Origin of the sequence: Eubacterium sp. AB3007, assembly GCF_000688015.1 — a bacterium.
GTDB lineage: Bacteria > Bacillota > Clostridia > Peptostreptococcales > Anaerovoracaceae > Aminicella.
In genome coordinates this window covers 869,476-881,135 of the sequence record NZ_JIAD01000001.1, presented here as the reverse complement: position 1 = coordinate 881,135, position 11,660 = coordinate 869,476, and the positions used below count along the sequence as shown (strand labels likewise).

Annotated in this window: 14 protein-coding genes; 9 read left to right on the top strand and 5 right to left on the bottom strand. The window is 54.7% G+C overall.

What is annotated here, in order from left to right:
* The first annotated feature begins 82 nt into the window (after nt 1–82).
* Complete coding sequence (locus tag P156_RS0104440) at nt 83–379, top strand: hypothetical protein (RefSeq protein ID WP_027869096.1); 297 nt, start codon at nt 83–85, stop codon at nt 377–379.
* The gene (locus P156_RS12720) at nt 363–1,388 is read left to right on the top strand and encodes a D-alanyl-D-alanine carboxypeptidase family protein (RefSeq protein WP_051600637.1); all 1,026 of its coding nucleotides are present in this window, start codon (nt 363–365) and stop codon (nt 1,386–1,388) included. Before P156_RS0104440 ends, P156_RS12720 begins: the two co-directional genes overlap by 17 nt.
* A 146-nt stretch (nt 1,389–1,534) precedes the next feature.
* Here P156_RS12720 and P156_RS0104430 read toward each other — a convergent pair whose 3' ends face one another.
* Both P156_RS0104430 and P156_RS0104425 read right to left on the bottom strand, forming a co-directional pair.
* Entirely contained in the window at nt 1,535–2,314 is a 780-nt protein-coding gene (locus tag P156_RS0104430; protein WP_027869095.1) for a YibE/F family protein, read from the bottom strand.
* Nucleotides 2,311–3,450, bottom strand: coding sequence for a YibE/F family protein (locus P156_RS0104425; protein WP_027869094.1), 1,140 nt, complete (start codon nt 3,448–3,450; stop codon nt 2,311–2,313). Before P156_RS0104425 ends, P156_RS0104430 begins: the two co-directional genes overlap by 4 nt.
* Nucleotides 3,451–3,572: 122 nt before the next feature.
* On the opposite strand from P156_RS0104425, the gene P156_RS0104420 reads away from it, so the two are divergent.
* From P156_RS0104420 to P156_RS0104390, 7 genes are all read left to right on the top strand, one after another.
* The gene (locus tag P156_RS0104420) at nt 3,573–4,847 is read left to right on the top strand and encodes an O-acetylhomoserine aminocarboxypropyltransferase/cysteine synthase family protein (RefSeq protein ID WP_027869093.1); all 1,275 of its coding nucleotides are present in this window, start codon (nt 3,573–3,575) and stop codon (nt 4,845–4,847) included.
* A 35-nt stretch (nt 4,848–4,882) separates the two neighbouring features.
* The gene (locus tag P156_RS0104415; RefSeq protein ID WP_027869092.1) at nt 4,883–5,401 is read left to right on the top strand and encodes a hypothetical protein; all 519 of its coding nucleotides are present in this window, start codon (nt 4,883–4,885) and stop codon (nt 5,399–5,401) included.
* Between the two features lie 8 nt (nt 5,402–5,409).
* The gene (locus tag P156_RS0104410; protein ID WP_027869091.1) at nt 5,410–6,111 is read left to right on the top strand and encodes a metallophosphoesterase; all 702 of its coding nucleotides are present in this window, start codon (nt 5,410–5,412) and stop codon (nt 6,109–6,111) included.
* Between the two features lie 15 nt (nt 6,112–6,126).
* On the top strand, nt 6,127–6,432 hold the full coding sequence (locus P156_RS12715) for a hypothetical protein (RefSeq protein ID WP_185752140.1): 306 nt from the start codon (nt 6,127–6,129) through the stop codon (nt 6,430–6,432).
* A gap of 79 nt (nt 6,433–6,511) precedes the next feature.
* A complete protein-coding gene (locus P156_RS11550; RefSeq protein ID WP_051600633.1) occupies nt 6,512–7,030 on the top strand; it encodes a metal ABC transporter substrate-binding protein in 519 nt (172 codons plus the stop codon).
* 10 nt (nt 7,031–7,040) lie between these two features.
* Entirely contained in the window at nt 7,041–7,310 is a 270-nt protein-coding gene (locus P156_RS11545; RefSeq protein ID WP_185752139.1) for a hypothetical protein, read from the top strand.
* Between the two features lie 78 nt (nt 7,311–7,388).
* Complete coding sequence (locus P156_RS0104390; RefSeq protein ID WP_034802219.1) at nt 7,389–8,567, top strand: phosphopentomutase; 1,179 nt, start codon at nt 7,389–7,391, stop codon at nt 8,565–8,567.
* A 463-nt stretch (nt 8,568–9,030) separates the two neighbouring features.
* Here the strand turns inward: P156_RS0104390 and P156_RS11540 are convergent, their stop codons facing one another.
* From P156_RS11540 to P156_RS11535, 3 genes are read right to left on the bottom strand one after another with little or no spacing between them, the layout of a single operon-like run.
* Nucleotides 9,031–10,485, bottom strand: coding sequence for a TrkH family potassium uptake protein (locus P156_RS11540; protein WP_034802216.1), 1,455 nt, complete (start codon nt 10,483–10,485; stop codon nt 9,031–9,033).
* Nucleotides 10,485–11,147 carry an NAD-binding protein gene (locus P156_RS0104380; RefSeq protein ID WP_027869089.1) on the bottom strand — a complete coding sequence of 221 codons (663 nt, stop codon included), beginning with the start codon at nt 11,145–11,147 and terminating at the stop codon, nt 10,485–10,487. Before P156_RS0104380 ends, P156_RS11540 begins: the two co-directional genes overlap by 1 nt.
* 13 nt (nt 11,148–11,160) lie before the next feature.
* Complete coding sequence (locus tag P156_RS11535; RefSeq protein WP_051600628.1) at nt 11,161–11,613, bottom strand: TrkA family potassium uptake protein; 453 nt, start codon at nt 11,611–11,613, stop codon at nt 11,161–11,163.
* Nucleotides 11,614–11,660 lie beyond the last annotated feature (47 nt).

Below are 11,660 nucleotides of genomic sequence, written 5' to 3'. Positions count from 1 at the left end.
CAAAATATGGTTAGATAGAGATGTAGGATATTACTGACTTGGGACGGTCATGCGAACACAGTGGTCAGACAGGAGTCACGGGATGAGGAGAATAGGCGTACGATTTTGTGGAGGCTGCAATCCCCGGTATGACCGGGGGGCAGCCTTTCGTTGCATCAAGGTACAGATCGACCGGGAACGGGGAGATCTGGTGTTGGAGCACGCCCAGGAGGGACAGGTCTACGACGGACTCCTGATCATCGGTGGCTGCCAGGCCTGCTGCGCCGGGTACGACCAGTTTGACAACCGGGGGCCGGTGCTGAAGATGTATGCCGCATCAGAGGTGCCGGATGTGATCAGACGATTGATGGAAGGGAAAACAGATGAAAAGGACGATTAAACAGTGGACAGTACTGGCGCTTGTCGTTCTGCTTGCGGGGGTGCTGGCAGCTTGCGGGAGCACCGAGGGCGAGAAGGGAGCAGAGAAAGAGTCCGGAGCCATCGACTATATGGTGCTGGTGAACAAGCTCAACCAGCTGCCGGATGGCTGGGAGGATGCGCTGGAGACGACCAGGTTCACCAACAGCGTTGGCGACGAGGTTGAGGTGGAGAAGAAATCCTACGATGCCTATCTGGCGCTGAAGGAAGAGCTTGAGAAGGAAGACATCCATGTAGATCTGGATTCAGCTCGCCGCAGCGTGGAAGCACAGCAGAAGATCATGGATGATTTCACCAAGAAATACGGGGAAGACTACGCCAAGAAGACTGTGGCTCAACCTGGCTACTCGGAGCACCACACGGGACTTGCGCTTGATTTGTATCTGATCGTCGATGGAAAGGACCTCACGGAGAACGAGGACATGATCCAGTATCCGGAGATCTGGGCGAAGATCCACGAGAAACTAGCCAGTCACGGGTTCATCCTCCGTTACCTGAAGGACAAGGAACAGATCACAGGATACGGATACGAACCCTGGCATATCCGGTATATCGATGACCCGGACAAGGCGGCAGAGATCATGAAGAAGGGAATCACCCTGGAGGAGTACCTCGGCGCGGTGAAGGCATCTGACGTGACCATCGACTACGGAAAATCCGACCTCTATTCCAAGGAGGAACTGGAGGAGGCCGCGATTCAGGTTAAGTGCGAGTTTGCAGCCTGGGAAGGTTGCGAGATGCACAGCCTGCGCTACGCTGGGGACAAAAGCAATTCCAAGGAGAACATCAAGTGGCTGAATTCGCTGAGCAAGGGGGCCAAGTACACGCAGGTATGCGAGTTCCTCTGCGACTTCCACTCCCCAAAGGAAGAGGCCGGTGCCTGGGAACCGGATCAGGAATATGAGGACTACCAGTTCTGGCTCGCCAGAGAAAAGGACGGCGGCTGGGACCTGGTCAGCTACGGGTATTGATCACCAGAGATATTGTGATCAGAGCTCTGCAAATGACTCATTTCTATGATGGTAATCTGAAAATGGAGCGGTCGACCCTTAGTGGTCGGCTGTTTTTTTCTTCATTGATGCATCATCTTCTGCCTGGGGAATAGGGAACGGAGTCTTCAACGGCGGATGCGCATACGACCGGCAACGCTGTCGTGTTTCACCGTCCATACGGCCAGCACGGTGCTCACGGGTACCACCAGACAGCATCCCATGCCGCTGACGCAGATGGTGATCACCTCCCGGGCTAGAGACTGGCTGTTCAGGACTGTCAGCAAACTGTAATCCTCCAGGTATTGGATGAACAGTGTCAGGAACTCGGCAATATATATGTAGAAGATGGTGTGGATAGAGGTGGCCAGGATCGCCTTGGACACGGTGAAGGCGGCCGCCATCAGCCGCGCTGGAGACAGAGCCTGGTTATTGGTGTGGATCTCCCAGGTGGCAGCAGTGATGGCCACAGAGGTGTCGATCACCGTGCCGATCAGAGCGATGATCATGACAGAGATCTGCAGGGAGAGCATGTCCACGCCGATGTTGCGGGTATACCCGTTGGAGTCCGTCAGCTCATACTGCTCGGCCGGGAAAGCTTCTGCGTTGGCGCCACTTGCCAGGAACCACACCAGCGGCAGGAGCAGGGCGATAACCAGGACGACAGAGCAGAAGGCGACCTTGGACTTCTGGTTGATCTCATTCTGGAAGAAGAGGGTGACCAGAGTGATGATCACGCAGGCGCCGAAGGTGATGAGCACCGGAGGCAGTCCTCGATAGATCAGAAACAGGGCACACAGGAAGATCCCTGCGTTCATGGCAGTGGACAGGATCGATCGGCTGCCTTTGTCGCCGCAGATCAGGAGGATGAGCAGGATCAGGATAGCGGATAATACAAGCAGGATCATGCGGCTGCCTCCTTTCTGCCGTGACGGTCATACCAGTAGATGGAGAGGGCGGCAGCGATTGGAATGGCCAGTACCAGACCTATGCTTCCGGTGAGGAACCGCGCCAACTCAAAGAACACGTTATAGTGCAGGATCGTCCGCAGGGCGATCCCATTGCGCATATATAGGAGGAAGGCGGGGAGGCAGGCCGCGATGTTTGTAAAGAACATCAGGTTCACCATGGTGCCCACCAGATCATCACCCACCTCCCGAAGAGAGGCGATGTAGTCCCGGTAAGAGGCATTCGGCGAGGTCTCTGCAATCTGGTCGCAGGTCATGACGATGGTCACGACCACGTCCATGACAGCCCCCAGGCAACCCACCAGGATCTCCGAGAGGAAGATCATGAGGGCGTCTGTAGGCTCGTAAGGATGGACCAGATACTCCATGAAATCATAATCGATGCTTCCGCAGGTTGCGAACACCAGGGCAGCCAGCCCGGTGGTCACCAGAACCGTGAGCAAGGTCGCGGCAAGGGAAAGCCATGTGCGGCGGCTATGCCCGTACATAAAGAAAAGCAGCATGGCCGTGAAGAACACCGTCATCGGGATGGTGGCGGCGAGCAGGTTGATCCCCTGCAGATACAGACGCAGCACCACATAGAAGGCCGCCATATTCAGCGCAAGGCTGAGTATGGTCAGTGCCCCGCGGCGTCCCCCGACTAGCAGAAAGAGGCCGAAGAGTGCGACCAGCACGCTGAGCACAAAGCTATCCCGCTTGGTGCCGGCAGCCTGGGCGGTGAGGGCGGTCGGCGCTCCTGCAGAAGCTGGCTTCAGAGAGTCCAGGAACACCTGGTCACCGGGCTTGTATTCCACCGTGTAGACATGGGAACTCTGAAAGTCATTCGAAAAGCGTACCGTCTTGCCACGGTATGCGCCGTTAAGCAGCACGCCGGTCAGGGTCTGACGGTAGTAGGTCTCTCTGTAGGTATGGGTGCCGTCGCTGCCGGTCTTTTCCTGCAGTACCTGATTGTCAGCGGTGGTGATCCGGCAGATGTCCTTCTCGTATAGAAACGCATCGTGCTGAAGGAAGCCCCAGACACCGAGGACGAGCAACACATATAACAGGATCTTTATTGTCAGTGGTTTCTTTTTCATATTGTTTTTCCTTGATACAGTATAATACAATGCCGGATAATTCACAAGAGAAGGGTGAAGGTGCAGGCAAGGATGGAAATAATCTCTGAAGCATGTTATAATATCCACCAGGAGGTTAAGAAATGAGAAAAGAAACCAAATGCATACATGCGGGATATACTCCTGGCAATGGAGAGTCCAGGATGATCCCGATCATCCAGAGCACCACATTCAAGTACGACACCAGTGAGGACATGGGTAAACTGTTCGATCTGGAGACAGAAGGGTATTTCTATACGAGACTTCAGAATCCTACCAACGACATGGTGGCAGCCAAGATCGCAGCGTTGGAGGGAGGTACGGCGGCAATGCTGACATCTTCCGGACAGGCAGCATCTTTCTTCTCCGTTTTCAATCTGGCGGGGCAGGGAGACCATGTGATCTCCTCCGCGTCCATCTACGGCGGAACTTTCAACTTGTTCAATGTGACAATGCGCAGAATGGGCGTAGATTTTACCTTTGTGGATCCGGACTGCAGTGAGGAAGAACTGGAAGCAGCCTTCCGTCCGAACACCAAGCTGGTATTTGGAGAGACCATCGCCAATCCGGCCCTGACCGTGTTCGATATCGAGCGCTTTGCAAACGCGGCGCATGCCCATGGGGTGCCTCTGATCATCGATAACACCTTTGCGACACCCATCAATTGTCGGCCCATCGAGTGGGGGGCAGACATTGTGACCCACTCCACCACCAAGTATATGGACGGACACGATGCTACCGTGGGTGGTGTCATCGTGGACAGCGGCAAGTTCGACTGGATGGCACACGCAGATAAATTCCCTGGGCTTTGTACCCCAGACGAGAGCTATCACGGCATCACCTATGCGGAGAAATTCGGCAAGGAAGGCGCATTCATCACCAAAGCGACGGCCCAGCTCATGAGAGATCTGGGGTCGATCCAGGCACCCATGAACGCCTACTTCCTGAATCTGGGTCTGGAGTCTCTGGCGGTGCGTGTCAAGCGGCACTGCGAGAACGCCCAGAAAGTGGCGGAGTTCCTCGACTCCCACGAGAAGGTGGCCTGGGTCACTTATCCGGGATTGCCTGGCGACAAGTACTATGAGAGAGCACAGAAATACCTGCCAGAGGGCGTTTGCGGTGTCATCTCTTTCGGTGTGAAGGGTGGGCGCAAGGCAGCCGAGGAGTTCATGAAACACCTGAAGCTGGCCATCATTGCCACCCATGTGGCAGATGCGCATACCTGCATCCTGCACCCGGCCAACTCCACCCACCGTCAGATGACAGACGAGGAACTGATCGCCTGCGGTGTCGGTCCTGACTTGATCCGCCTGTCCTGTGGCATTGAGAACGTAGAGGACATTCTGGAAGATCTGGAGCAGGCGCTGGCGAGCATATAGAGATTGGAAGCACCCAACAGTGCAGAGGAGGGAGCATGGGATACAAGGAAGATCTGAACACCCTGGTGGACCGGTACTACAACGAGGTACTGGGGAAATACAAGGTTACCACCATGGAAGCTGCCCGGAAGGGGAAGAAACTCTCCCTGTTTCGGAAACAGGACTACAAGCCCTGTATAGAAGGATTCCGGGAGCACCAGGCGGAGGCCCAGAAGATCCTGGAAGAAGCAGGTCCTATCCAGGTTGATAGTGATGATAAGTACGGAACAGCGCTGAAGACCATGTTGATCACCAGTCTTCAGGACTTCGACAAGCTTTGTGAGCGGAATGCGGAGTACTACGATCTGATGGAGAGGAAGCAGTATTCCGGCAGCGGGATCTCTACCAAGGACATCCAACTGTCCTTCACCGGAGTGAACGCCGCCCTGGGACCTGCGCTAGAGTCTCTGGACATCTTGGACAGGGCGCACAAGCTCTTCAACGGAGAGGATGTGCAGGTGGAGGAGGAAGACCTGCTGGAGGTATCCTCTGCGCAGAAAGAGAATGAGGAATAGGCACGCGTATGAGCATCTATGCGATCAGTGATCTGCACCTGTCCTTTGATGAGAGGATTGAGAAGCCCATGGATATCTTTGGGGATGGATGGGTGGATCACGCGGAAAACATTCGGGAGCACTGGCTGGCGAAGATCAGGCCGACGGACACGGTGCTGCTCCCCGGAGATCTATCCTGGGGGCTGCGCTTGGATGAGGCCATGGCGGATCTTCGCTGGATCCACGAGCTCCCTGGCACAAAGATCATCACCAAGGGGAATCACGACCTATGGTGGATGGGAATCACCAAATTGAATCAACTGTTTGATGATATGGTTTTCCTGCAAAACCACTGTTATGTGGTGGAAGAGGCAGATGTGGCGGTGTGCGGTACCCGGGGGTGGATCTGTCCAGGGACAGAAGGGTTCGATGACCACGATCAGAAGATCTATGACCGGGAACTGATTCGGCTGGAGTTTTCCCTGCAGGAGGCGAAGGCCTCCGGCGCAGGGGAGATCATCGCTGCGCTGCACTATCCCCCTACCAATGACAAACTGAAGCCTTCTGGATTCACGCAGATGTTGGAGGATTACGGCGTGAGCAAGTGCATCTACGGACATCTGCACGGGAAGCATCGTTTCCGCTGCGGCCTGCAGGGCGTGATGAACGGTATCTCCTATCGCCTGGTGTCTCAGGATTACCTGCAGGGAGATCCGATACTACTGAAGTAAGGAATTAAATTATCTATGAGGACAAGAGCAAGCTTGAGAATTACGGCAATGGGCATCGTGGTCACCACGATGCTTCTTGTGATTGTCCTCTCTGGTTTTATTATTGCTGCAGAAGCAAACCACGACTGTGCAGGGGCGGGCTGCCCGATCTGTCAGCAGATCCAGCAGTGTGAGAATACCCTGCGCCAGATCGGGGGCGGATGTGTCGTCATTCTGGCAATGGCCCTGGTATCCCTGGTGTTCTGCCTGCAGCGACCACTCTTTTCGGTGTTCCTATCCAAGGGAACACCCGTATCTCTTAAGGTTCGAATGAACATGTGAAGAACTTACCCGTTTTTTGTCAATATGAGAGGATGAAAACCATCCTCAGTTTTTGTTATACGAAAATGGAGGTTCTGACATGAAAAAATACATTTCACTCGTTCTCGTTCTTGTGCTGGCGCTCACCTGCCTGACCGCCTGTGGTGGACAGACTGCAGAGAAGACAGATAAGAACGGGAATGGTCCCCAGATCGTTACCACGATCTTTCCGATCTATAGTTGGGTAAAAGGCGTGCTGGGTGACAATCCGTCAAACGCAGAGGTGACCATGCTTCTGGACAAAGGCGTGGATCTGCACAGCTATCAGCCGACGGCAGAGGATATCAGAAAGGTAGCTGGCTGCGATATGTTCATCTACGTCGGAGGAGAATCCGATGAATGGGTAGAGGACGTTCTGAAGGAAGCGTCCAACAAGGATATGATTGTCATCAACCTGATGGACGTCATCGGGGATCAAGCCAAGGAAGAAGAAGTCAAAGAAGGAATGCAGGCAGAAGAACTCGTCGGAGGAGGGCACAAAGCCTGCCGCCCAGGAACAGAAGAAAGAGGAGGTAGATCTGGATCTCACGAGCCTCTCTGCGACCATGGTGTATTCTGAGGTTTTTAACATGCTGCAAACCCCTGGGGATTATGATGGAAAGACCATCCGCATGGCGGGGAAGGCCGCTTCCTATAAAGACGAAAGTACCGGGAAAGTATACCATGCCTGCATCGTACAGGACGCTACGGCCTGCTGTGCTCAGGGGCTGGAATACCAGCTCGCTGAGGGAGAGGACTATCCTAAGGACGATACACAGATCACTGTGGTGGGGGTGTACCGTGTTATTGATCAGGAAGGCATGGATTACGGAGTGCTGAAGAAAGCGAAGGTCACCTGATGTGGAAGTGATGTGGAGGTCGTTTGTCATGGGTCAGAATATTTGGTATACTTGACCGTAGAAGGGAGGCAGAAGAGTATGAAGAGAGTGATTTTGATCATCGCAGACAGCATGGGATGTGGAGAGGCACCAGATGCGGCGGCCTTTGGCGATGCGGGAAGCAACACCATCCTGCACGCGGCGGAGGGCACCCCGGGTTTCGCCATTCCTAACCTTCGCAAGCTGGGGCTTGGAAATATACAGAACTGTGCTGAAGGGCGGTTCGCCTTGCCTGAGACGGAAATAACCGGCGCCTTCGGGCGCATGCAGGAGATGTCCCGAGGAAAGGACACCATTACGGGGCACTGGGAGATTGCAGGCATCGAGACCCTGACACCCTTCAAGACCTACCCGGATGGTTTTCCGGCAGAGTTTATCCATCAGTTTGAGGAGGCTATCGGTACAGAGGTGTTGGGCAACTACCCGGCCTCAGGTACTGTGATCATCGAGGAGTTGGGGGAGGAGCACGAGGCCACCGGCAAGCCCATCGTCTACACTTCGGCGGACAGCGTGTTCCAGATCGCAGCGAACACCGATGTGATTCCGCTTCCAAGGCTGTATGAGATCTGTCAGATCGCCAGAGAGATGCTGGTAGGTGATTGGGCCTGTGGCCGGGTCATTGCCAGACCATATGTCAAGGTGGACGGCAAGCGTACCCGCACCAGCGATCGCCATGATTATGCGGTATCACCGCCGGAGGCGACCATGCTGGATCACATCAGCGGGGCGGGGCAGACGGTCTATGCCGTTGGCAAGATTCGTGATATCTTCAATGGCACCGGTATCACAGAGGCGGTACATACGGAGAGCAACATGGATGGTGTGGACAAGACCCTGGAGGCTATGGCTTCTGTGGAAGACGGATTGATCTTCACCAACCTGGTGGATTTTGACTCCCTGTATGGGCACCGGAGAGATCCGGAAGGGTATGGGAAGGCTATCATGGATCTGGACAACCGGCTGCCGGAGATCCTGGCGGCCATGAGAGAGGAAGACATCCTTATGATCACCGCTGACCATGGGAATGATCCGATCCACAGCGGGTTTGACCATACCCGGGAGTATGTACCCATTGTCGTATACGGTGCACTGGTGAAGGCCGGCACGGACATCGGCACCCGAAAGACCTTCGCAGACTGCGGCAGGACCATCACCGAGTATCTGGGGGTGCCGCCCACGGCCATGGGGGAGAGTTTCCTGGGGGAGGTCAGCAAGTAACCGCTTTTCGTTGAGTCGATGATTGGACGAATTCGTTTGTTGCTGGAGCGTTTAGCAGCCGGTGTCTGCAGCATGTCAGTGTTGGGGTTCAGGCGGGCAACGACCACGTCTTTTGTACATTGTTGGTTTTTATCATAAAGCTTAACGTGAAAACCCTCGCGCTTTTCTGCGGGGGCGGACTGTAAAAAAGACCGGATGTGCGTTCATTTTTTGTACACATTCGGTCCGTAACGGTGTCAGGAGTCTCGCTCCACCTACACATTTTCCTTGAGGAAGTGCCGTACATTTCGTTATATATCTGATCAGTTTGCCCGACCAGGGTGCATAAGAGCCGTCAATCCCTTAATAATGAAGGGGTTGGGATTCACCTCAGGCGGAACGTCGTTACCAACTGAATAAGATAGACAGCCCCCGCATTTTGTTGCGGGGGCTGTTTTTCATTTCGAAGACCAGAACTTGGCCATTACCGCGTTGGGTGCGGTCTCACGGCGCGTATTCCGTCGATGATCCCGACGAACACCATCAAGATCTCCAGGCGACCAAGTACCATGGCGAACATCTCCAGAAGTAACTGAAGCGCCGGAGCATCGACAGAGGTCAACCCGTTGGAAAGGCCGACAGTACCAAGGGCCGAGGCGAACTCAAAGGCGGCAGCCGGCAGGCTGCAATTCGCCACCAGAGTCATCAGCAGGGTCCCGATGCCGAGCACAAGCAGATAGATGGAGACAAAGCTCAGGATGTCCTCTTTGGTATGTTCGTTGATGGGTGTGGTGCGGTGAGCGCGGATGTAGTAGGGCGCAGACACCCAGCGGGCCGGCTCCATGCGCCGCCTCAAGTTCAGACGGGTGATTCGACATAACAGATAAGCCCGCTCCATCTTGATCCCACCCGCAGTGGAACCGGTGCATCCGCCGATCAACATCAGCATGGCGAGAAGCCCCAGGGAGATCGCAGGCCATCGGCTGTAGTCAGCGGTGGAATACCCGGTGGTAGAGAATGTTGTCACCACTGCAAAGCACGCATCCAGCAAACGACCAGGCAGCGTTCCTCCCTTGTGCCACAGTAGGTCCGCCGTCGTCAACAACGTACACAACACCGTGATCCCCAGCATGAATCGCAGTTCACTCTCTCGCAGGAGTTGGCGTACCTGTCCCTTTGACAGCCTTTGCACGATGGAGAAATTGGTAGCACCGATCATCATCAACAGGATGGTGACCAACTGGATAATTGGACTGTGATAGGCGCCGATGCTGTCCGCCTCCGTGGAGAAGCCTGCCGTAGATAGAGCCGACATGGTGTGGCAAATGGCCGAAAACAGGGGCATACCTCCCAGATGAAACAGAAGGACACCTATCACCAGCCAGCACACATAAAGGGTGGTGATGACTCGGGCAGTTCCCCGCAGACTGGGGGTGAGTTTGTCCGGATGTCCCTCTGCATTGTACAGGCTCATGGAGAGGCTGCCCCTGAGCACCATGGTGATCATCACCACAAAGCCCAGTCCGCCACAGTATTGCATGAAGCTCCTGTAGAAGAGAAAGATGTGGGGCGTGTGTTCCACATCGCAGACAGTCAGGCCGGTGGTAGTCCAGCCGCTCACCGACTCGAACAGTGCGGGGAGGGGCGGCAACTGGCTTCCTATAACGAAAGGAATCGCTCCACAGACGAAAGCTACACACCATACAAAGAGCACCGGCCCACTTCCTTTCTGTAGGAGGGAATGCCACTCCACCGGTTCCCCGGAAGACGGCTCGTGGACCGTGCCGATCAGGAACCCGATCATTGCGATTACCGTTGATGGCAGAAGGAAGGCAGGTGCCCAGCAGACCTCTTCCGGATAAAACGGCAAGACCAGAAGAGGGCAGGCGATGAGCAGCCCGATGAGCAGGAGCATGGCTCCGTATTTTCCTTTCAGCATCACTGGGTAAGCTGTTTAAGTGCCGTTTCTTTGTCTTCGTCAGAGACGATCAGGACCAGAGAATCCCCAGCCAGTATGCGTGTATCACCACGGGGGATCACACTCTGGTTGTCCCGCATGATGCACCCGATGATAACTGCCTTTGGCAGTTCGATCTCCCACAGGCGACGACCCACTGAGGCCGCTGTTTCCGGGATCACGAGCTGAGCGACCTGAATACCGTTATCACCTAGCGGCATCACGGTGTTCAGGTCATTCATCAGCGCCTGTTGTTCGATGATGTTGGAAATCGTGGTGGTGGCACAGACCACGGAGTCAACACCCATCATGTGGAAGAACTCCGTCTTGCTGGGATCGGAGATCAGTGCCACGGTTTTTCGGATCTTGAACTTTTTCTTGCACAGCTCACAGATCACAAGATTGGCATCGTCATAGGGGGATAGTGCGATGGCGATGTCTGCCTGATAAGCTCCGGCATCCTCCAGCACAAAAGGTTTGGAACCGTCGCCCTGGAAGACCGTAAGCTTTGGGATCGATGCAAGGGCAGTACACTGGTCCGGATCCTCGTTGATGGCAGTCACATGATACCCTTTGTCCAGGAGAGAGACGGCCAGATGGCGTGCCTCGTTTTCTCCGCCAATGAGTATGATCCTCGTCCTCATTCTCCTTACCCCCTTACATCAGTTGATCCACCTGTGTGGTGGAAAGTACCACCGGACAGACGGTGTTGATCTGAAGTTCCTGATAGACGCATTGCCGGTCAGGGTCATAAAGTCGTGCGATCACGTTGTCGATGTGGAAGACTTCCTTTGCGATCTGTGCGATCATCACATTGGTGTTGTCATGGTTGGTGACAGCGATCACGGAAGTCGCCTGCTGGATCTGGGCGTCTGTCAGGAACGGGATCTCGGTGCCATCTCCTTTCAGGGCTATGCCTCCAAAGTCTGGAGACAGTTTACGGAAAGATTCCTCGGACTGATCGATAATCAGCACGTTTTCTCCCTTGTCGGAGAGTTGGTTGGCCAGGCTGGCCCCCAGACGGCCACAGCCCACGATGATGGTATATTTCCCACTGGCTTTCAATTTCTGAACGAACTTGCTATTCTGTAGTCTTTCGATGAGATTCATGGTGTTCCTCCTTCTTTTGTCTTCATCGTAGCATATATCCTGTGAGG